This window comes from Paracoccus sanguinis (genome assembly GCF_012689545.1).
GTDB lineage: Bacteria > Pseudomonadota > Alphaproteobacteria > Rhodobacterales > Rhodobacteraceae > Paracoccus > Paracoccus panacisoli.
In genome coordinates, this window is sequence record NZ_CP051542.1 from 1,400,847 (window position 1) to 1,420,993 (window position 20,147).

The 20,147-nt window shown below is 69.8% G+C and carries 19 protein-coding genes; 13 read left to right on the top strand and 6 right to left on the bottom strand.

Annotated elements, in window-relative coordinates:
• Positions 1-177 precede the first annotated feature (177 nt).
• The 10 genes from fahA (at position 178) to HGN31_RS06720 (ending at position 9,895) form a co-directional block, all read left to right on the top strand.
• Positions 178-1,374: a fumarylacetoacetase gene (gene fahA / locus HGN31_RS06675; protein WP_168782725.1), complete on the top strand. Its 1,197-nt coding sequence runs from the start codon at positions 178-180 to the stop codon at positions 1,372-1,374.
• Positions 1,375-1,378: 4 nt separating this feature from the next.
• Positions 1,379-2,329 (top strand): MBL fold metallo-hydrolase, encoded by a 951-nt coding sequence (locus HGN31_RS06680; protein ID WP_168782726.1) that lies wholly within the window; start codon positions 1,379-1,381, stop codon positions 2,327-2,329.
• Positions 2,330-2,359: 30 nt separating this feature from the next.
• Positions 2,360-3,979, top strand: coding sequence for an FAD-dependent oxidoreductase (locus HGN31_RS06685; RefSeq protein ID WP_168782727.1), 1,620 nt, complete (start codon positions 2,360-2,362; stop codon positions 3,977-3,979).
• Between the two features lies 1 nt (position 3,980).
• A complete protein-coding gene (locus tag HGN31_RS06690) occupies positions 3,981-4,187 on the top strand; it encodes a DUF2783 domain-containing protein (protein ID WP_168782728.1) in 207 nt (68 codons plus the stop codon).
• An 11-nt stretch (positions 4,188-4,198) separates the two neighbouring features.
• Entirely contained in the window at positions 4,199-4,765 is a 567-nt protein-coding gene (locus HGN31_RS06695; RefSeq protein WP_036702738.1) for a VOC family protein, read from the top strand.
• Complete coding sequence (maiA, locus tag HGN31_RS06700; RefSeq protein ID WP_168782729.1) at positions 4,758-5,414, top strand: maleylacetoacetate isomerase; 657 nt, start codon at positions 4,758-4,760, stop codon at positions 5,412-5,414. Before HGN31_RS06695 ends, maiA begins: the two co-directional genes overlap by 8 nt.
• Before the next feature lie 21 nt (positions 5,415-5,435).
• Positions 5,436-6,440, top strand: coding sequence for a TRAP transporter substrate-binding protein (locus tag HGN31_RS06705; RefSeq protein WP_168782730.1), 1,005 nt, complete (start codon positions 5,436-5,438; stop codon positions 6,438-6,440).
• Positions 6,437-7,030 carry a TRAP transporter small permease gene (locus HGN31_RS06710; RefSeq protein WP_081962732.1) on the top strand — a complete coding sequence of 198 codons (594 nt, stop codon included), beginning with the start codon at positions 6,437-6,439 and terminating at the stop codon, positions 7,028-7,030. The genes HGN31_RS06705 and HGN31_RS06710 overlap by 4 nt, the downstream gene beginning before the upstream one ends.
• Entirely contained in the window at positions 7,027-8,337 is a 1,311-nt protein-coding gene (locus HGN31_RS06715; protein ID WP_036710950.1) for a TRAP transporter large permease, read from the top strand. The genes HGN31_RS06710 and HGN31_RS06715 overlap by 4 nt, the downstream gene beginning before the upstream one ends.
• Before the next feature lie 112 nt (positions 8,338-8,449).
• A complete protein-coding gene (locus HGN31_RS06720; RefSeq protein ID WP_168782731.1) occupies positions 8,450-9,895 on the top strand; it encodes an aldehyde dehydrogenase in 1,446 nt (481 codons plus the stop codon).
• Between the two features lie 27 nt (positions 9,896-9,922).
• Here HGN31_RS06720 and HGN31_RS06725 read toward each other — a convergent pair whose 3' ends face one another.
• From HGN31_RS06725 to HGN31_RS06750, 6 genes are read right to left on the bottom strand one after another with little or no spacing between them, the layout of a single operon-like run.
• Positions 9,923-10,621, bottom strand: coding sequence for a response regulator (locus tag HGN31_RS06725; RefSeq protein ID WP_168782732.1), 699 nt, complete (start codon positions 10,619-10,621; stop codon positions 9,923-9,925).
• A complete protein-coding gene (locus tag HGN31_RS06730; RefSeq protein ID WP_168782733.1) occupies positions 10,614-13,373 on the bottom strand; it encodes a sensor histidine kinase in 2,760 nt (919 codons plus the stop codon). Before HGN31_RS06730 ends, HGN31_RS06725 begins: the two co-directional genes overlap by 8 nt.
• 10 nt (positions 13,374-13,383) lie before the next feature.
• Positions 13,384-13,938, bottom strand: a complete 555-nt coding sequence (kdpC, locus tag HGN31_RS06735; protein WP_168782734.1) for a potassium-transporting ATPase subunit KdpC — start codon at positions 13,936-13,938, stop codon at positions 13,384-13,386.
• Between the two features lie 8 nt (positions 13,939-13,946).
• Positions 13,947-15,986 carry a potassium-transporting ATPase subunit KdpB gene (kdpB, locus tag HGN31_RS06740; protein ID WP_168782735.1) on the bottom strand — a complete coding sequence of 680 codons (2,040 nt, stop codon included), beginning with the start codon at positions 15,984-15,986 and terminating at the stop codon, positions 13,947-13,949.
• 8 nt (positions 15,987-15,994) lie between these two features.
• The gene (kdpA, locus tag HGN31_RS06745) at positions 15,995-17,680 is read right to left on the bottom strand and encodes a potassium-transporting ATPase subunit KdpA (protein WP_168782736.1); all 1,686 of its coding nucleotides are present in this window, start codon (positions 17,678-17,680) and stop codon (positions 15,995-15,997) included.
• Between the two features lies 1 nt (position 17,681).
• Positions 17,682-17,771, bottom strand: a complete 90-nt coding sequence (locus tag HGN31_RS06750; protein ID WP_081962796.1) for a potassium-transporting ATPase subunit F — start codon at positions 17,769-17,771, stop codon at positions 17,682-17,684.
• A gap of 331 nt (positions 17,772-18,102) precedes the next feature.
• On the opposite strand from HGN31_RS06750, the gene HGN31_RS16310 reads away from it, so the two are divergent.
• The 3 genes from HGN31_RS16310 (at position 18,103) to HGN31_RS06760 (ending at position 20,109) form a co-directional block, all read left to right on the top strand.
• Positions 18,103-18,486, top strand: coding sequence for a type I restriction enzyme subunit R domain-containing protein (locus HGN31_RS16310; protein ID WP_211096349.1), 384 nt, complete (start codon positions 18,103-18,105; stop codon positions 18,484-18,486).
• Between the two features lie 51 nt (positions 18,487-18,537).
• Complete coding sequence (locus HGN31_RS16315) at positions 18,538-18,735, top strand: hypothetical protein (protein WP_211096350.1); 198 nt, start codon at positions 18,538-18,540, stop codon at positions 18,733-18,735.
• Between the two features lie 229 nt (positions 18,736-18,964).
• Positions 18,965-20,109, top strand: a protein-coding gene (locus HGN31_RS06760) for an IS3 family transposase (protein WP_425325323.1) whose coding sequence is annotated in 2 segments (ribosomal slippage) — positions 18,965-19,226 and positions 19,226-20,109 — 1,146 coding nt in all. Because the reading frame shifts where the segments join, the coding sequence is not laid out codon by codon here.
• Positions 20,110-20,147 lie beyond the last annotated feature (38 nt).

The following is a 20,147-nucleotide window of genomic DNA, read 5'->3' on the forward strand; positions in this document are numbered from 1 at the left end:
GCCCCGCTTGACAGCCACGATCCGGGCCCCGTATATGGTTTCAAATGCAACGACCTTGGGGGAGAGGGGCGATGCAACCTTTACCCCATCCCCCGACCCTGCCCCGCTGCGTGGCCTCCGGCGTGCTGGTGCTGCGCGTGATCCCCTGTCCCTGAGCCAACGGACGACGAGCGCCCCATGAAAAGCCGGATCGAGACCGCCAACGCCCCGGGCTGCGACTTCCCGCTTCAGAACCTGCCCTACGGCGTGTTCTCGGTGAACGGCGATGCGCCGCGCTGCGGGGTCGCGATCGGGGACCAGATCCTCGACCTCGCCGCCGCCGAGGCGGAGGGGCTGATCGACGCGCAGGGGACGTTCGCCGCGCCGCAGCTGAACGACTTCATGGCGCTCGGCCGCGACGCCTGGGCCGCGACGCGGGCGCGGCTGACAGAGCTGCTCGCGGAAGGCGCGACCGACCCGCTGCCGCTGGTGCCGATGGCCGACGCCACGCTGCACCTGCCGATCCGGGTGGCGGAATACACCGACTTCTACGCCTCGAAGAACCACGCCTTCAACGTCGGCGTGCTGTTCCGCGGGCCCGAGAACGCGCTGCCCGCGCAATGGACGCATATGCCCATCGGCTACAACGGCCGGGCCTCGTCGGTGGTCGTGTCGGGCACCCCGATCCGCCGCCCGATGGGGCAGCTCAAGGGCGAGGACGGGCCGGTCTGGGGGCCGTGCCAGCGGCTGGACCTCGAGTTGGAACTCGGCGCCATCGTCGGCGCCGACAGCACCATGGGCGAGCGGGTGTCGGTCGAGGACGCCGAGGCGATGATCTTCGGCTATGTGCTGCTCAACGACTGGTCGGCCCGCGACGTGCAGGCGTGGGAATACCAGCCGCTCGGGCCGTTCCAGTCCAAGGCGCTCGGCACCACGATCAGCCCGTGGGTGGTCACGCAGGCGGCGCTGGAACCCTTCCGCGCCGAGGGCGCCGCGCGGGTCAACCCGCTGCTGCCCTATCTGCGCGAAAGCCGGCCGGGGTTCTACGACCTGACCGTCGGCTGGACGATGAACGGCCAGCGGATGTCCGAGACCAACTACCGCGAGATGTACTACTCGTCGGCCCAGCAGCTCGCCCATCACACCGAGAGCGGCTGCCCGATGCGGGTCGGCGACCTGCTGGGGTCGGGGACGATCTCGGGCCCGACGCGCGACCAGACCGGAGCGCTGCTCGAAATGACCGAGGGCGGCAAGCGCCCGGTCACGGTGAACGGCGCCGAGCGGACCTTCATCGATGACGGCGACGAGATCGGGCTTTACGCCCACGCCCAGGGGGACGGCTACCGCATCGGCTTCGGCCCCTGCACCGGCACCATCCTGCCCGCGAAGGAGTGACCCCATGAGCAAGCAATTCGCATCCGCCGGCGACATGGCCGAAAAGCGGATCAGCTTCACCGAGATCGGCCCCGGCCTCTGGGCCTTCACCGCCGAGGGCGACCCCAACACCGGCGTCATCATCGGCGACGACGCGGTGATGATCGTCGAGGCGCAGGCCACCCCGCGCCTCGCCCGCATGGTGATCGAGCGGGTGCGCGAGGTCACCGACAAGCCGATCAAGTTCCTTGCGCTGACCCATTACCACGCCGTCCGGGTGCTGGGTGCCTCGGCCTATGGCGCCGAGAACATCATCATGTCCGACACCGCCCGCGCCATGGTCGCCGAGCGCGGGCAGGAGGACTGGGACAGCGAGTTCGCGCGTTTCCCGCGCCTCTTCCAGGGGCATGAGGAGATCCCCGGGCTGACCTGGCCCACGATCACCTTCGACGGGCGGATGACGGTGGACCTGGGCAACCGCCGGGTCGAGCTGATGCAGCTTGGCCGCGCCCACACCGCGGGCGACATCGTGGTCTGGGTGCCCGACGCCGGCGTGATGTTCACCGGCGACATCGTCGAGCAGCACTCGGCCTGCTACTGCGGCGACGGGCATTTCGAGGACTGGGGCGACACGCTCGACATGATCGCGAGCTTCGAGCCCGAGGCGATCGCGCCGGGCCGTGGCGACGCGCTGGTGGGCCGCGCAGCGGTCACGGCGGCCATCGAAAGCACCCGCGATTTCGTCCAGTCGACCTATCGCCCGGTGCGCCGGATCGTCGCCCGCGGCGGCTCGCTGAAGCAGGCGTGGGACGCGGTGCGGGCGGAATGCGACCCGAAGTTCAAGGACTTCGCCATCTACGAGCACTGCCTGCCGTTCAACGTGGCGCGCGCCTATGACGAGGCCCGCGGCATCGACACACCGCGCGTCTGGACCGCCCAGCGCGACCGCGAGATGTGGGACGCGCTGCAAGGCTGAGCCATCCGCGTCGCTGCCTGGGGAGGAGCCATGACGCAACATCAGAAGATCTTCGAGACGCCGCTTTACCCCTATGCCCGCACCGCCGATCAGGACGCGGCCGAGCCGGCGCGCCACAAGGTCATCGTGGTCGGGGCCGGCCCCATCGGCATGGCCGCGGCGCTCGAACTGGGGCTGAAGGGCGTCGAGGTGCTGATCCTCGACGACAATGACAAGGTCAGCTTCGGCAGCCGGGCGATCTGCTTTGCCAAGCGCCCGCTCGAAATCCTCGACCGGCTCGGCTGCGGTCAGCCGATGGTGGACAAGGGCATCGTCTGGAACCTCGGCAAGGTCTTCTTCGACGAGCGCAAGGTCTATGATTTCAACCTGTTGCCCGAGGACGGGCACCGGCGACCGGCGTTCATCAACCTGCAGCAGTATTACTTCGAGGAATACCTGCTGAACCGCGTGCAGGCAGCCCGCGCCGAGGGCGCGCCCATCGAGTTGCGCGGCGGCAGCCGGGTGACGGCGGTGGCCCCGCGCGAGGACGGGGTGCGGGTCACGGTCGAGACGCCGGACGGCCCCTACCAGCTTGAGGCCGACTGGCTCATCGCCTGCGACGGGGCGTCGAGCCCGGTGCGCGGGATGCTGGGGCTCGATTTCGTGGGCCGGGTGTTTCAGGACAACTTCCTGATCGCCGACGTGGTGATGGACGCCCAGTTCCCGACCGAGCGCTGGTTCTGGTTCGACCCGCCCTTCAACCGCGGCCAGTCGGCGCTGCTTCACAAGCAGCCCGACGACGTGTGGCGCATCGACCTGCAACTCGGCTGGGACATCGACCGTGAGGCCGAGAAGCGACCCGAGAACGTCATCCCCCGGCTCAGGGCAATGCTGGGCGAGGACGTCAATTTCGAGCTGGAGTGGGTGAGCATCTACACCTTCCAGTGCCGCCGGATGCAGAAGTTCCGGCACGGGCGGGTGATCTTCGCCGGCGACGCGGCCCATCAGGTCAGCCCCTTCGGCGCGCGCGGCGCCAACAGCGGGCTGCAGGACACCGACAACCTCGGCTGGAAGCTGGCGCTGGTGATCGACGGCAAGGCGCCCGAGACACTGCTGGACAGCTATGATGCCGAGCGGGCGCATGGCGCGGACGAGAACATCCTCAACTCGTCGCGCTCGACCGACTTCATCACGCCGAAGTCCGAGATCAGCCGGGTGTTCCGCGACGCGGTGCTGGATCTCGCCGAGCATTATGACTTCCCGCGACCGCTGGTGAACTCGGGCCGGCTGTCGGTGCCCTGCACCTATGACGGCCCGGCGCTGAACACCCCCGACGCGCTGCCCGAGGCGCCGGCGCGGTCGCGCCCTGGCAGCCCGTGCAGCGACGCGCCGCTGGGGGACGGGTTCCTGCTCGACCAGCTGCGCTGCGGCGCGTTCGTTGTGCTGGCGCTGAACACCGAGGCGCAGGACGTGCTGGCGGCCGGCATCCCGGCGCGCGCGCTGAACCTGACGGCCACCGGCGCGCTGGCCGAGCGCTATCTCGGGGACGCGCCGCAGGGGGTCTATCTGATCCGCCCCGACCAGCACGTCGCGGCCCGCTGGCCGTCCTTCGACCCCGCCGCCGTCGCCGCCGCGCTGTCGCGCGCGACCGGCCAACCCGAGGAGGCGTGAGATGGCCGCCCTCAACCTGTCGCGCAACCTGCCGGACGGCGACAACCTCTATGCCGACCTGCTCGCCGCCCACGAGGGGCTGACGAAGCCGCAGTCGGACGCGCTCAACGCCCGGCTCATCCTGATCCTCGCCAACCACATCGGTGACCCGCAGGTGCTGCGCCAGGCCCTCGCCGCCGCCGCCCTCAAACCGGAGCAGACGCCATGACCGCGCCCACGCTGAAGATCGAGCAGATCCACCACGTCGCCTATCGCTGCAAGGACGCGAAGGAGACCGTGGACTGGTACGTCAAGAACCTGAACATGGACTTCATCCTCGCCATCGCCGAGGACGAGGTGCCCTCGACCCACGAGCCGGACCCCTACATGCACCTGTTCCTCGATGCCGGGAACGGCAACGTGCTGGCGTTCTTCGAGCTGCCCACCAAGCCCGAGATGGGGCGCGACCCGAACACCCCGAAATGGGTCCAGCACATCGCCTTCAAGGTCGCCGACCGCGACACGCTCTTGGCCTTCAAGGAGCGGCTCGAGGCGAACGGGGTCGAGGTGCTGGGGGTGACGGATCACGCCATTTTCCATTCGATCTATTTCTTCGACCCGAACGGGCACCGGATCGAACTCGCCTGCCCCGACCCCGAGGAAGAGGCGATGCTCGCCCGCCTCGACGCGGTGAAATGGGAGATGCTGGAGGAGTGGTCCCGGACCAAGCGCGCGCCGCGGCACGCCGACTGGCTGCACGCCAAGGAGCGTGGCAAGGACGTCAAGCCGACCGGCATCCATGCCTGACCGGCGCCCGATCCTCTATGACTACTGGCGCTCGTCGGCGGCCTATCGCGTCCGGCTGGCGCTGGAGCTCAAGGACATCGCCTATGACCGCGTGCCGGTCGATCTGGTCGCGGGCGAGCAGCGCGCGCCCGAACATCTGGCGCGGAACCCGCAAGGGGTCGTCCCGGCGCTGGCCATCGACGGGCTGATGCTGACCCAGTCGCTGGCGATGCTGGACTATCTGGACGAGACCCGCGCCGCCGTGCCGCTGCTGCCCCGCGACGCGGCGGGGCGGGCGCGGGTGCGGGCCATCGCGCTGGCCATCGCCTGCGACATCCACCCGCTGTCGAACCTCGCCGTGCTCGAACGCATCGAGGCGATCTCGTCGCCCGAAGCGCGCGCCGCCTGGAACCGCGACAACATCAGCCGCGGGCTGGCGGCGGTCGAGAAGCTGCTCGACCACCCCGCGACCGGCCGCTTCTGCCACGGCGACGCGCCGGGCTACGCCGACTGCGTGCTGGTCCCGCAGCTCTACAACGCCCGCCGGTGGGAGGTGCGCTTCGACCACCTGCCTCGCATCGCCGCGGTCTCGCAGGCCTGCGCGACCTTGGGCGTGATCGCCAGCGCCCACCCCGACAACTTCAAGCCCGCCTCAGCCAAAACCGCCTGACATTCTCTGGGAGGAGACCCGATGCAGACTCTCAACTACGCCGCCGCCGCCCTGATCCTCGCCGCCACCCCGCTGGCCGCGGAAGAGCTGATCATGTCCTCGTGGCTGCCGCCCAAGCATCCGATCGTGGTCAACGCGATGGAGCCGTGGGCCGCCGAGGTCGCCAAGGTGACCGACGGCCGCGTGACCGTGCGGATCATGGGCAAGCCGCTGGGCAGCCCGCCCGCGCATTTCGACATGGCCCGCGACGGCATCGCCGACATCACCTATGGGCTGCACTCGTTCACCGAGGACGACCGCTTCAACGGCGCGCGGCTGGGGCAGTTCAGCTTCATGGGCGATGACGCGGTGAAGAACTCGGAAGCGTTCTGGACCATCTACCGCGACAAGCTGGGCGCCGAGGAGGAGCACGCGGGCACCCACCTGCTTGGGCTCTTCATGCATGGGCCGGGCCTTCTGCACAACAACAAGCGCAAGATCGAGAAGCCCGAGGACATGGCCGGGCTGAAGATCCGCGTGCCGGGCGGCTATGTGGGCGACCTGGTGTCGGCGCTCGGGGCCTCGCCGCTCTTCATGTCCTCGCCCGAGGTCTACGAGAAGCTGTCGCGCGGGGTGATCGACGGGGTGGCCTTCACCTATGAGGCGATGACCGCGTTCAACCTGACCGACCACATCAAGTATTCGATGACCGTGCCGGGCGGCATCTACAACACCACCTGGTTCCTGGTGATGAACGAGGCCAAGTGGAACGCGCTGTCCGAAGAGGATCGCAAGGCCATCGACGGCATCTCGGGGATGGCCTTCGCGGACCGCGTCGGCAAGGCCTGGAACGACGCCGACACGGCCGCGCGCGACGTGGTGGGCGACAAGGTGGACTTCTACGAGGCCCCCGCCGCGGTCGTGGACGCGCTACGCAAGGCGGCGACCGAGCTTGAGGCGAAATGGGCCGCGAGCCTGCCGCAGGGCCGCGACGGCGCCGCCGCGCTGGCCGAGTTCCGGCAGATGACCGGTGTCGCCCAGCAATGAGCGGCGGCCCTGAAAGCCGGGGGGGGCGGACGGCGCCCCCCGGCGTCACGCCCGACGACCACTGGTCGCACGGCGGCCACGGCCCGGCGGCGCTGAACCAGCCCGCGGACGTGCCCGACCACATCCCCGGGCGGGTGCCGCACCGGGACTCGCGCCCCTACCGCGCCCTCGCCGCGGCGGCGGGGGCGCTGATCCTCGCGCTGATCGCCGTCACCTGCATCGACGTCTTCGGGCGCTACCTCATGAACCGCCCCTTCGGCGGCGCCTATGAGCTGACCCAGATGCTGCTCGCCGCGCTGGTCTTTGCGGCGCTGCCCCTGACCTCGACCGATGGCGGCCACGTCGAGGTGGACCTGGCGCTGCACCTCTTCCCGCCGCCGGTGCAGCGCGGGATGGCGCGCCTTGCCGGCATCGTCTCGGCCGTCGCGCTTGCCTATTTCGCCTGGCGGCTCGCGCGCATCGGCATGGCGCAGCTGGCCGAGGGCACGCGCAGCGCCTCGCTGGCGCTGTCGATGGCCCCGCTGGCCTTCCTCGGCGCGGCAAGCTGCGCCGTCTCTGCCGTCGTCATGGCACTGAGGACCCCGGAATGACCATCTCGCTCATCGCCCTCGCCATCCTGCTTGCGATGGTGTTCGTCCGGGTGCCGATCGCCTTCGCCATGGCCATCGTGGGCGGCGTCGGCTTCGCCCTCATGCGCGGGTGGGAGCCGGCGGGCGCCATGGTCGGCAACGCCGTGTTCGAGACGGGGCTGAACTATTCGCTGTCGGTGGTGCCGCTGTTCATCTTCATGGGCAACGTGCTGGCCGGCTCGGGCATCGCGCAGGGGCTGTTCGCGGCCGCCGACCGCATCTTCGGGCGGATGCGGGGCGGGCTGGCGATGGCGACCGTGCTGTCCTGCGGCGGCTTCTCGGCGGTCTGCGGTTCGTCGCTCGCCACGGCGGCCACCATGTCCAAGGTCGCCATGCCCTCGATGCGCCGCTTCGGCTACGCCGACAGCCTGTCCACCGGCGCCATCGCCGCAGGCGGGACGCTGGGCATCCTGATCCCGCCCTCGGTGGTGATGATCATCTTCGGGCTCTTGACCGAGGCCGACATCGGCAAGCTGTTCCTCGCCGGGATCATTCCGGGCATCGTCGGCATCCTCGGCTATCTGGCGGCGGTGATGGTCGCGGTCCGGCTGAACCCGTCGCTTGCCCCCGAGGTCGGCGAGCCGTACCCGCTGACCCGCCGCGACCTGATCAGCGTCGTGGCGGTGCTGGCGCTTTTCGCCTTCATCATGATCGGGATCTACGGCGGCTTCTTCACCCCGATCGAGGCCGCCGGCATGGGCGCCGCCGCGTCGCTGGTGATCGCCGCCCTGACCGGTGGCCTGTCGCGCGCGACCCTGTGGACGGCGCTGGTGGACAGCGCCACGGCCTCGGCCATGATCTTCGCGATCATCATCGGGGCCGAGATCTTCGGCAACTTCGTCACCTTCGCCGGGCTGCCCGACACGCTGTCGGACCTGGTCGAGCACCTGGGCCTCTCGCCGTGGATGGTGATGCTGGTGATCGTGGTGATCTACATGATCCTCGGCTGCTTTCTGGAAAGCCTGTCGATGATCCTGCTGACGGTGCCGGTGTTCTATCCGGTGATCTCGGGGCTCGACTTCGGCCTCGACATCCTCGCGGACCCGGACGCGGTGCTGATCTGGTTCGGGATCATCGTCGTGGTGGTGACCGAGATCAGCCTGATCACCCCGCCGATCGGGATGAACGTGTTCGTGCTGCGCTCGGTCCTGCCGGACGTGCCGCTCAAGACGATCTTCCGGGGGGTCTACGTGTTCTGGGCGTCCGACATCATCCGGCTGGCGCTGATCGTCGCGGTGCCGTGGCTGTCGCTGGCGCTGCTGCGCTAGCGCCCCTCGGGCCGGCCCGGCGCGAAGCCCCGGGCCGGTTTCCGGGCACGGATCGGGGTGTCGGGACGTTGGGCCGTCATCGTCTCTCGACACGACCGCGAAAGGACAGCGCATGACCCTCGATCTTCTCATCGGTGACACGACTCGCCCGGCCGAGGGCGGGCGCAGCTACGACCGCAGGAATCCCTTCGACGGCAGCGTGGCGACGACCGCCGCCGCAGCCTCGCCCGAGGACGCCCGCGCCGCGGTGGCCGCTGCCGCCGCGGCGTTTCCCGGCTGGGCCGCGACCCCGCCCGGCGAGCGGCGGGCGCTTCTGAACAAGGCGGCCGAGATCATGGACGCCAGGCGCGACGAGTTCATCGCGCTGATGACCGCCGAGACCGGGGCCACGGCGAAATGGGGCGGCTTCAACGCCAAGGTCGCCGCCGACGGCCTGCGCGAGGCCGCCGCGATGGTCACGATGGTCGCGGGCCGGATCATCCCGGCCAACAAGCCGGAAACCACGAGCATGGCCATGCTGCGCCCGCACGGCGTCTGCCTGGGGATCGCGCCGTGGAACGCGCCGGTGATCCTCGGGACGCGGGCGGGGGCGATGCCGCTCGCCTGCGGCAACACGGTGGTGCTGAAGGCGTCCGAGCAATGCCCCGCCACCCACCGGCTGATCGGCGAGGTCTTCGTCGAGGCGGGCTTCCCCCCGGGGGTCGTCAACGTCATCACCAACGACCCCGCGGACGCCGCCGAGATCGTCGAGACGCTGATCGCCGAACCTGCCGTGCGGCACGTCAACTTCACCGGCTCGACCAAGGTGGGGCGGATCATCGCCCGGCTGGCGGCCGAGCGACTGATCCCGGTGCTGCTCGAACTCGGCGGCAAGGCGCCGCTGATCGTGCTGGACGACGCCGATCTGGACGGGGCGGTGAACGCGGCGATCTTTGGCGCCTTCATGAACCAGGGCCAGATCTGCATGTCGACCGAGCGCATCATCGTCGCCGACAGCATCGCCGACGCCTTCATCGAGAAGCTCGCCGCGCGCGCCAAGGCGCTGCCCGCCGGCGATCCGACCGGCGAGGTGGTGCTGGGCAGCCTCGTCTCGCCCGAGTCGGCCGAGAAGATGGAGGCGCTGATCGAAGATGCGCTCGCCGAGGGGGGCCGCAAGCTCGCCGGCGGCGGCCGCGACGGCGCGGTGGTCGAGGCGACGCTGATCGAGGGCGTGACGCCCGAGATGCGGCTTTACGGCGAGGAAAGCTTCGGCCCGGTCAAGCCGGTGATCCGCGCGAAGGACGACGACGACGCGGTGCGGATCGCCAACGACACGGAATACGGGCTGTCCTCGGCGGTGTTCTCGCGCGACGTGATGCGGGCGATGCGGGTGGCCGAACGGCTCGAGACGGGGATCTGCCACATCAACGGCCCGACGGTCGCGGACGAGCCGCAGATGCCGTTCGGCGGGATGAAGGCCTCGGGCTACGGCCGCTTCGGCGGCACCGAGGCGATCGCCGAGTTCACCATCACCCGCTGGGTGACGATCGAGGACCCAGGACAGCATTACCCGTTCTGACGCCGCCCGCCGGTCTGGCGCCTGCGCCTATCCGCTGCCGAGCCGGTAGCCGATCCCCGGCTCGGTGAAGATCCAGCGCGGCGCGGCGGCATCGTCGCCCAGCTTCTCGCGCAACCGGCCGATGGCGATCCGCAGGTAGTGGCTGTCGCCGACGTGCGCCGGGCCCCAGACGGTGCGCAGCAGCGCCTCGTGCGTCAGCAGGCGGCCGGCGTTGCGCGCCAGCAGCGCGAGCACGTCGAACTCCTTGCGGGTCAGGCGCACCGGGGCCCCGGCCAGCGTGACCGTGCGCGCGGCGAGGTCGACGACCAGATCGCCCGCGGTCAGGACGGCGCCTTCGTCGGGCGTCCCCCGCCGCCGCACCAGCGCCCGCAGCCGCGCCAGCAGCTCGGCCGGAGCGAAGGGCTTGGTCACGTAGTCGTCGGCGCCCGCGTCGAGTGCGGCGATGATCTCGGCCTCGTTCGAGCGCACCGAGACGACCACGATGGGCACGTCGGACCATTCGCGGATGGCCGCGATCACCGCCTTGCCGTCCATGTCCGGCAGCCCGAGGTCCAGCACCACCGCAGAGGGCGCCCCGGTGGCGGCGCGCTCGATCCCCTCGCGGCCGCGCGCGGCCTCGTCCATGACGTGGCCCGCCCCTTCGAGCACGATGCGCAGGAAGCGGCGGATCGGGGCCTCGTCCTCGATGACGAGCAGGCGCAGCGGGGCGGATGGGGCGTCAGGCATCGGCGTCCTCGGCAACAGCCGCGGCGGGCAGCAGCAGGCGGATCGCGGCGCCGCGGCCGTCGGGGGGCGCGATCACGGCGACCGTGCCGCCGTTGGCTTCGACCATCCCCTTGACGATGGCAAGCCCGAGCCCGGTGCCGGCGGGCTGGCCGTCCCCCTGCACCGCCCGGTGGAAGAGGTCGAAGACCCGGCCGCGCTCGGCCACGGGGATGCCCGGCCCCTCGTCGATGACCGTCAGCGCCACGCCCTCGGGCACCGGCGCGGCGATCAGCCGGATGGTGCTGCCCTCGGGCGCGTATTTCGAGGCGTTCTCGAGCAGGTTGACCAGCGCCTGCCCGATCAGCACCGGATCGACGGCGAGTGGCGGGGTGGCCGGGTCGATCTCGACCGCGACGCGGAAGCGCGCGAGCACCCGGGACAGGTCGGCGCGGGCGCGGCCGATCACCTCGGCCACCGCCACCGCCGCGCGCCGCGGGACGAGCGCGCCGTGCCCCAGCCGCGTCATGCCCAAGAGGTTGCCCACGAATCGGTCGAGCCTTCGCGCCTCGTCCAGCGCCTCGACCACCAGCCCGCGCTCTTGCGCCGGGGAGAGGCCGCCGGCCTCGACCGCCGACAGCGCCCCGATCACCGTGACCAGCGGGGTGCGCAGGTCATGGCTCACGCTGTTGAGCAGCGCCGCCCGCAGCTTTTCGGTCTCCGAGGTCAGGCGGGCGCGCTCGAGGTCGTCCTCGACCGCCATCCGCTCGACCGCGACGGCGACCTGATCCTCGACGGCGACCAGGAGGCGCCGGGTTTCCGGGTCCATGCGCCGGGCGGGATCGGTGAAGCGCAGGCCGATCACCCCCAGCGGCGCGCCTTGCGTCGCGAGCGGAATGAACATCCACCCCGCCGTGGGCAGGGTGTCGGTGTCGCGCCCGGCGGGCTGGTCCTTCTCATAGGCCCAACGCGCGGCGGCGAGGGCGTGGGCGTCCAGCCCCTCTTCGATCGAGGGGAACCCCTGCACCTGCTGCAGGGCGCCGGTCGCGTCGGGCATCAGGATCAGCGAGTGACACTCGAGCGTGCGGGCGATGTGGGCCGCGGCGGCCCACAACACGTCGTCGGTGGTCGTGGCCGAGGCGATCTTGCGGGCGAAATCATACAGCGTCTCGGTGCGGGACTGGGTGACGCGCATGAACTCGACCTGCCGCTTCAGGCGACCGGCGAGAGTGCCGGTAAAGAGCGCCGAGATGGTGAAGACGAGCAGCGCCACCACGGATTCCTCGGCCGAGACCTGCAGCGAGTAATAGGGCTCGGTGAAGAAGTAGTTGTAGGCGAGAAAGCTCAGCACCGCCGCGGCGACCGCGCCCGCGGTGCCGAGCCGCATCCCGACGGCGAGGACGCCGACGAGGTAGATCACCGCCAGCGAGGCGACCGGCAGGATCGACCAGAACGGCCATGCGGCAAGCGTCCCCGCCACCGCCGCGCCCACAGCCGCGAGGGCGATCCGGCCCCAGTCCCGGCCGGGACCGGCGCGCCAGTCGGTCTCGCGCCAGCGGGGGGCGGACCCCGAGGCCAGTGCGGGGCCGGGCGCGGCTTGGGAGGCGGCGGGGCGGTCCGGCGCCGGGTCCAGCACCGTGACCTCGAACCCCTCGGCCTGCGCCAGCAGCGTCTGCGCCAGGGGCGGGTGGATCAGCGCGGCGATGCGGTCGCGCCAGCCCGCGCGGGTGGCCCGGCCGACGATCAGACGGGTGACGTTGAGCTGCCGCGCGGCGTCCAGAAAGGCCGCCGCCACGTCGCCCTCGGACCGCAGGGTGCGGGCCTGCGCGCCCAGCCGCTCGGCCAGTTGCAGCGCGTCGGTCATGGCGCCTGCGGCCTGCGGCCCCTGCGCCTCGACCGCCGGGGTCACGACGGTCGCCACCACCCACGGGATGCGGGCGCGGTCGGTCATCCGCCGCCCGGCGCGGACCAGCCCCTTGGCCGTCGCCGGATCGTCGAGACAGACCATCAGCCGGTCCTGCGGCGCGGCCCGGCCGGTGCCGCGGGTCAGGGCCAGCATCTCGGCATCGACCCGGCTGGCCGCCGTCCGCAGCGCCAGCTCGCGCAGCGCCGTCAGGTTGGGTTTCGAGAAGAAGTTGCCGAGCGCCCGCCCTGCCTCGGCCGGCATATAGACTTTGCCCTCGCGCATCCGCTGGATCAGGTCCTCGGGCGGCAGGTCGATGAGCTTGATCTCGTCGGCCATCTGCAGGACCGCGTCGGGCACGGTTTCCTGCACCCGCACCCCGGTGATCCGGGCCACGAGGTCGTTCAGGCTCTCGATGTGCTGGATGTTCAGCGTGGTGTAGACGTCGATGCCGGCGGCCAGCACCTCCTCGACATCCTGCCAGCGCTTGGGGTGGCGCGAGCCGGGGACGTTCGAATGGGCCAGCTCGTCGATCAGCGCGAGGCCGGGGCGCCGGGCCAGGAGCGCGTCCAGGTCCATCTCGGTCAGCTGGCGGTCGCGGTAGGTGACCACCCGGCGCGGCATCTGGTCGAGCCGCGCCAGCAACGCCGCGGTCTCGGCCCGGCCGTGCGTCTCGGCCAGGGCCACGGTCACGTCGGTGCCGGCGCGGGCGCGGGCGCCGGCCTCCTCGAGCATCGCGTAGGTCTTGCCGACCCCGGGCGAGGCGCCGAGAAAGATCTTGAGCCGGCCGCGCCCCGCCGCGGTCGTCACCCCGGCCTCGGCGTTGGCCTCGGCCAGGAAGCGCTCGGGGTCGGGGCGGGGCGCGTCGGTCATGACCCGGACCCTAGCGCGCCGCGCCGTCCAGCGCGAGGTTGGCGCCCAGCACGTTCACGATGGGCGCGCCGACGAGGCCGAAGGCCGGCCGCGTGGTGGCGCTGCGGATCGCCGCCGTCACCCTGTCGGCGGGCAGCCCCCGCGCCGCGGCGATGCGATCCACCTGCCGCAGCGCGGCGTCGAGCGTGATGTGCGGGTCGAGCCCCGAGGCCGAGGCGGTCGCCATCTCGGACGGGACCGGCAGGGGCCCGAAGGCCGCGGCCCGGTCCCTGACCTGCGCCCGCAGCGCCGCCGACGACGGCCCGAGGTTCGAGCCGGTGGAGGCGGCGGCGTTATAGGCGGGCTCGGTCGCCGAGGGGCGGGGGTGCAGGTACTCGGGCCGGGTGAAGTCCTGCCCGATCAGGCTCGAGCCGACCACGACGCCATCGCGGGACACGAGCGAGCCGCCGGCCTGCACCGGCATGACCACCTGCGCGAGCCCGGTCATGGCCAGCGGATAGGCGAGGCCCAGCAGGGCGGTGAAGGCGCCGATCATCACCAGTGCGGGGCGGAGTTGCGAAATCATGGCGGACCTCATGCCAGACGGGCCAGATCGACGATCATGTCGATCAGCTTGATGCCGATGAACGGGGCGACGAGGCCGCCCAGCCCGTAGACCAGAAGATTGCGCGACAGCAGCGCCCCGGCCGAGGCGGGGCGGTACTTCACCCCCTTCAGCGCCAGCGGGATCAGCGCCACGATGACCAGCGCGTTGAAGATGATCGCCGACACGATCGCCGACTGCGGCGAGCCGAGCCCCATCACGTCCAGCGCGGCGAGGCCCGGATAGGCGGCCACGAACAGCGCCGGCAGGATGGCGAAGTACTTGGCCACGTCGTTGGCGATGCTGAAGGTCGTCAGCGCCCCGCGCGAGATCAGCAGCTGCTTGCCGACCATCACGATCTCGATCAGCTTCGTCGGGTCGCTGTCCAGATCGACGAGGTTGCCGGCCTCCTTGGCGGCCGGAGTGCCCGAGTTCATCGCCACGCCCACATCCGCCTGCGCCAGCGCCGGGGCGTCGTTCGAGCCGTCGCCGCACATGGCGACCAGCTTGCCGGCCGCCTGCTCGGCGCGGATATAGGCGAGCTTCCGTTCCGGCGTCGCCTCGGCCAGGAAGTCGTCGACCCCGGCCTCGGCGGCGATGGCGGCGGCAGTCAGGGGGTTGTCGCCGGTGATCATCACCGTGCGGATTCCCATCCGGCGCAGCTCGGCAAACCGCTCGCGGATGCCGGGCTTCACCACGTCCTTGAGGTGGATGACGCCCAGCACGCGACCGTCCTTCGCCACGACCAGCGGCGTGCCGCCCGACATGGCGACCCCGCGCACCAGCGGCTCGGCCGCCGCGGCGGCGCCCTGCGGAAAGGCGCGTGCCATGGCGTCGGACGCGCCCTTGCGGATCTGGGTGCCGTCGGCGAGGTCGATGCCGCTCATCCGGGTCTGGGCGGTGAAGGGGACGACATCGGCCCCCTGCCGCAGCGCGCCCTCGGCAAAGCCGTGCCGGCGGGCGGCGAGCTCGACGGTCGATTTCCCCTCGGGCGTGTCGTCGGCGAGGCTGCTGACAAAGGCCGCCTCGGCCACCTCGGCCTCGGTCACGCCGGGGACCGGCAGGAAGGCGTCGGCCATGCGGTTGCCGAAGGTGATGGTGCCGGTCTTGTCCAGAAGCAGCACGTCGATGTCGCCCGCGGCCTCGACCGCGCGGCCCGACTTGGCGATGACGTTGGCCTTGACCAGCCGGTCCATGCCGGCGATGCCGATGGCCGACAGCAGGCCCCCGATGGTCGTCGGGATCAGCGTCACGAACAGCGCCGCCAGCCAGACGACCGGGATCTCGGTCCCCGACCAGCCGGCGAACACCGGCAGCGTGGCGACCACCAGCAGGAACACGAGCGACAGCCCGGCCAGCAGGATGTCGAGCGCGATCTCGTTCGGGGTCTTGGCGCGTTTGGCGCCCTCAACCAGCCCGATCATGCGGTCGAGGAAGGTCTCGCCGGGCTTCGCGGTGACGCGCACCACCAGCCAGTCCGACACCAGCCGCGTGCCGCCGGTCAGCGACGAGCGGTCGCCGCCGGATTCGCGGATCACCGGGGCGGATTCGCCGGTGATGGCGCTTTCGTCGACCGAGGCCACGCCCTCGATCACCTCGCTATCGGTCGGCACGATGTCGCCCGCCTCGACAAGGATCACCGCGCCGATCTCGAGGCTCTCCACGTCCTCGAGCTCGTAGAGCTCGCGGTTGCCCTCGTTCAGCAGCAGCTTGGCGCGGGCGGTGGACTTGGTGGCGCGGAACGCGTCGGCGCGGGCCTTGCCGCGGCCCTCGGCGATCGCCTCGGCGAAGTTGGCGAAGAGGACCGTGGCCCAGAGCCACAGCGCGATCTGCAACGAGACCGCGCTGCCCGCCTCGCCCCAGCGCAGCAGGACGAGGATGGTCGTGACCAGTGCCACCAGGGCGGTGGCGAAGATCACCGGGTTGCGGGCCAGCTTGCGCGGGTCGAGCTTGCGGAGTGCCGCACCGACCGCCGGGCGCAGGATCTCGGGCGCGAACAGGCCGATCTCGGATTTCGGGTGTTTCGACATGAGGAACCTCAGAAGCTCTGGCCGGCGGCGATCGAGACGTGCTCGGCGATCGGCCCCAGGGCGAGGACGGGAAGGAAGGTCAGGGCGCCGACGATCAGGATCGTCACGACCAGCAGCACGGTGAAGGCCACGCCATGGGTCGGGAACGTCCCGGCGGTCGCCTCGGCGCGCGTCTTGCCGGCCAGGCTGCCGGCGATGGCCAGCACCGGGATTATGTAGCCCCAGCGGCCGAGCAGCATCGCCAGCCCGATCAGCGTGTTGTGCCAGACGGTGTTGGCGCCGAAGCCCGCGAAGGCCGAGCCGTTGTTGGCCGTCCCCGATGTGTAGGCGTAGATCAGCTCGGTGAGCCCGTGGGGGCCGGCGTCCTGCACCGCGCTGTGGGCGTTGCCGGTCAGGATCGAGGCCGCCGACAGCACCAGCACGCCCAGCGGCATCACCAGCAGCGTCAGCGCCGCGAGCTTCATCTCGCGCGCCTCGATCTTCTTGCCAAGCCATTCGGGCGTGCGCCCGACCATCAACCCGGCAAGGAACACCGTCAGCACGACATAGAGGACCATGCCGTAAAAGCCTGCCCCGACGCCGCCGAAGATGATCTCGCCCAGCAGCATGTTGAAGAGCGGGATCATGCCGCCGAGCGCCATCAGGCTGTCGTGCATGGCGTTGACCGCCCCGCACGAGGCGACGGTGGTCACGACCTCGAACAGCACCGTCCCGGCGAGGCCGAAGCGGGTCTCCTTCCCCTCCATGCTGACCCCGGCTTGGGTGATCCCGGCGTGCAGCGGGTTGCCGGCGGCCTCGGCGAAGTACGCCCAGAGCAGCACGCCCACGAACAGCGCGGCCATCGCGGCGTAGATCGCCCAGCCCTGCCGGCGGTCGCCGACCATCCGGCCGAAAAGGAACGGGAAGGCCGCCGGGATGGCGAGGATCGACAGGCACTCGATCAGGTTCGAGAGCGCGGTGGGGTTCTCATAGGGATGCGCCGAGTTCACGTTGAAGAACCCGCCCCCGTTGGTGCCGAGCAGCTTGATCGCTTCCTGGCTCGCGACCGGGCCCTGGGCGATGACCTGCTGCGCGCCCTCGAGCGTGGTCACGTTGACCGACGCGGCGAGGTTTTGCGGTACGCCCTGCCACAGCAGCAGCAGGGCGACGAGGATCGCGCCGGGCAGCAGCAGGTAGAGCGTGGCGCGCGTCAGATCGACCCAGAAGTTCCCGAGATCGGCGGCCGACCGGGCGGCGAGCCCGCGGATCACCGCGACCGCCACGGCGATGCCGGTCGCGGCCGAGACGAAGTTCTGCACCGTCAGCCCGGCCATCTGGCTGAAGTGGCTCAGCGCCGTCTCGCCGCCGTAGCTCTGCCAGTTGGTGTTGGTCATGAAGCTGACGGCGGTGTTGAAGGCCTGATCGGCGCTCATCGCGCCGAAGCCCTGCGGGTTGAGCGGCAGCCAGCCCTGCAGCCGCAGGATCAGGTAGAGCAGGACAAAGCCCGCCGCGTTGAAGGCCAGAACGGCGGTGGCATAGCCTGTCCAGCGCTGGCCCGCGCCGGTGACGCCTGCGGCGCGGTAGAGCACGCGCTCGACCGGCGCCAGCACCGTCACCCGGCCGTCGAAGACCCGCGCCATCCACGGCGCGAGCGCCAGCCCGAGGACCGTCAGGCCGGCCAGGAACAGGGCGAAGTACGAAAGATCGGCGCTCATCTCAGAACCTCTCGGGCGCGAGAAGCGCGATCAGGAAATAGACCAGCAGCGCGGCCGCGAGGCCTCCGCCGAGCATGAGTTCGATGGTCATGGCGCCCTCACAACCGGTCGGCGCCGCGCACGGCGAGGCCGCCCAGCGCAAAGACCGCGAGCCCGCCGCAGATGAAGATGATGTCGGACAGCATCCGATGCTCCCTCAGTTTATCTGGCGGGGAACATGGGTTGGGGGGGCGTAACGCCGCGATATGGGATCGGGGTGTGGGCGTAACGGGGGTGTAAAATCGGCGGGGATTGGGGGGGGCGAGTGGCGGGTGACCGTTGGCTAGCCACCCGCGAGACTGGATTGCTGTTGCCAGCTTGCTGACAGTTGTGGTGATGGCTGAAGCCACCGGCTGACCGGGTCCGATACCCCGCGCAATACCGTGCTCTATGTGTGCAAGTCGCTGCGCGAACATAACCTGCTGCAGGCGATCGCCCGCGTGAACCGGCTCTACGAAGACGGCGCGACCGAGAAGCAGTTCGGCTTCATCATCGACTACGAGGGGCTGCTCGGAGAACTCGACACTGCGCTGACGACCTACAGCGCCTTCGAGGGCTTCGACGCCGCCGATCTCGCCGGCACGGTCCACCATGTGCGCGAGGAAATCCGGAAGTTGCCCCAGCCTTACGATCAGCTCTGGGACCTGTTCAAGCCGGTCAAGAACAAGAAGGACATGGAGCAGTTCGAACAGTTCCTGGCCGATGAGGCGATCCGGCAGGAGTTCTATGAACGACTGAAGGCGTTCAGCCGCTGCCTCCATATCTAGCTGTCGTCGGACAAGCTCTTCGACGTCTTCGACGAGGCGAAGATCGACGCCATGAAGAAGGACTGGAAGCAGTTCTCCGAGCTGCGGCGCTCGGTCCAGCTTCGCTACCAGGAGACCGTCGACGTCAAGGAGTTCGAGCCAAAGATCCAGAAGCTGCTGGACGACCATTTGGTTGCCATGCCGGCCGAGACGATCATCGCGATGGTCAACATCAACGACCCGGACGCGCTGAAAGCGGTGGTGGAGTAGACGGGCGTCTCCGAGGCGTCGAGGGCGGACCGGATCGCCAGTGCGACGCGCCGGACCATCACCGAAAAGATGGACGAGGACCCGACCTTCTACCGCAGTTTCTCGGAACTGCTGGAGGAAACCATCCGCGACTATCGGGCCAAACGGAATGAGCTACCCCCCGAAAATCGGACAGTGACGTAAGCTACGATCTGCCATCTGCTGGTCTTCAAGAACGAGGAGACCAGAGATGTCGAAGCGCAGGAACCATGATGCGGGCTTCAAGGCCCGTGTGGCGCTCGAGGCCGTGAAAGGCGAGCGCACCGTGTCGGAACTGGCCTCGGAACATGGCGTGCATCCGACGATGATCAACCAGTGGAAGCGCGCCCTTCTCGAGGGGGCGCCTGACATCTTCGAGCGTGGCAGCAAGAAGAAGGCCGAGGTCGACGAAGATACGGTGCGGTCGCTGCATGCCAAGATCGGAGAGCTGGCCGTTGCCAACGATTTTTTGTCACGAAAGCTCAAGCCCTGGACCGGCAAGTGAGGCGCGGGATGATCGAACGCCATCACCCCCAGCTGTCGGTCGGGGCGCAATGCCGCCTGCTGTCGATCTCGCGGTCGTCGTTCTACTACGCGCCGCGGGGCGAGAGCGTGGTGAACCTCGCGCTGATGCGGCTGATCGACCGGCGGTTCCTGGAAACCCCGTTCTATGGTGTTCGGCAGATGACCTGGCACCTGCAGAACGAGGGCCATCCTGTGAACCAGAAGCGCATCCGGCGGCTGATGCGGCTCATGTGCCTGATGCCGATCTACCAGAAGCCCAACACCAGCAAGCCCGCGAAGGGGCACAAGACCTATCCCTACCTGCTGGGCGGGCTGCGGGTCGATCGGCCCAACCAGGTCTGGTGCGCCGACATCACCTACCTGCCGATGCGACGAGGCTTCCTCTACCTGGTGGCCATCATGGACTGGTTCACCCGCAAGGTGCTGGCCTGGCGCATCTCGAACACACTTGAGGCGGACTTCTGCGTCGAGGCACTGAACGAGGCGGTCCACTGCTTCGGCCCGCCCGAGATCATGAACACCGACCAGGGCTCGCAGTTCACGTCCTTCGCCTGGACGGACCGGCTGAAGCGGATCGGCACGCGGATATCGATGGACGGGAAAGGGCGCTGCCTCGACAACATCTTCATCGAACGCTTCTGGCGGTCGCTGAAGTATGAATGCGTCTACCTGCATGCATGGGAAACCGGCTCGCAGGCCAAGGCCGGCGTTGGCCGATGGATCACCTTCTACAATCACCAGCGGCCCCATGCAGCCCATGGCGGACAGCCGCCCGCCGTGGTCTACTTCAACCAGATCGAAACCGACCAGCAGGGGCAGAGAGTAGCTTAAATCATTCCCTAAACTGTCCAACCGATGGGGAGTAGCTC

Excerpts from the sequence above, each read along its gene's own strand:
- fahA (WP_168782725.1), top strand. The coding sequence starts at position 178 with ATGAAAAGCCGGATCGAGACCGCCAACGCCCCGGGCTGCGACTTCCCG.
- HGN31_RS06680 (WP_168782726.1), top strand. The coding sequence starts at position 1,379 with ATGAGCAAGCAATTCGCATCCGCCGGCGACATGGCCGAAAAGCGGATC.
- HGN31_RS06685 (WP_168782727.1), top strand. The coding sequence starts at position 2,360 with ATGACGCAACATCAGAAGATCTTCGAGACGCCGCTTTACCCCTATGCC.
- HGN31_RS06690 (WP_168782728.1), top strand. The coding sequence starts at position 3,981 with ATGGCCGCCCTCAACCTGTCGCGCAACCTGCCGGACGGCGACAACCTC.
- maiA (WP_168782729.1), top strand. The coding sequence starts at position 4,758 with ATGCCTGACCGGCGCCCGATCCTCTATGACTACTGGCGCTCGTCGGCG.
- HGN31_RS06705 (WP_168782730.1), top strand. The coding sequence starts at position 5,436 with ATGCAGACTCTCAACTACGCCGCCGCCGCCCTGATCCTCGCCGCCACC.
- HGN31_RS06710 (WP_081962732.1), top strand. The coding sequence starts at position 6,437 with ATGAGCGGCGGCCCTGAAAGCCGGGGGGGGCGGACGGCGCCCCCCGGC.
- HGN31_RS06715 (WP_036710950.1), top strand. The coding sequence starts at position 7,027 with ATGACCATCTCGCTCATCGCCCTCGCCATCCTGCTTGCGATGGTGTTC.
- HGN31_RS06720 (WP_168782731.1), top strand. The coding sequence starts at position 8,450 with ATGACCCTCGATCTTCTCATCGGTGACACGACTCGCCCGGCCGAGGGC.
- HGN31_RS06725 (WP_168782732.1), bottom strand. The coding sequence starts at position 10,621 with ATGCCTGACGCCCCATCCGCCCCGCTGCGCCTGCTCGTCATCGAGGAC.
- HGN31_RS06730 (WP_168782733.1), bottom strand. The coding sequence starts at position 13,373 with ATGACCGACGCGCCCCGCCCCGACCCCGAGCGCTTCCTGGCCGAGGCC.
- kdpC (WP_168782734.1), bottom strand. The coding sequence starts at position 13,938 with ATGATTTCGCAACTCCGCCCCGCACTGGTGATGATCGGCGCCTTCACC.
- kdpB (WP_168782735.1), bottom strand. The coding sequence starts at position 15,986 with ATGTCGAAACACCCGAAATCCGAGATCGGCCTGTTCGCGCCCGAGATC.
- kdpA (WP_168782736.1), bottom strand. The coding sequence starts at position 17,680 with ATGAGCGCCGATCTTTCGTACTTCGCCCTGTTCCTGGCCGGCCTGACG.
- HGN31_RS06750 (WP_081962796.1), bottom strand. The coding sequence starts at position 17,771 with ATGACCATCGAACTCATGCTCGGCGGAGGCCTCGCGGCCGCGCTGCTG.
- HGN31_RS16315 (WP_211096350.1), top strand. The coding sequence starts at position 18,538 with ATGAAGAAGGACTGGAAGCAGTTCTCCGAGCTGCGGCGCTCGGTCCAG.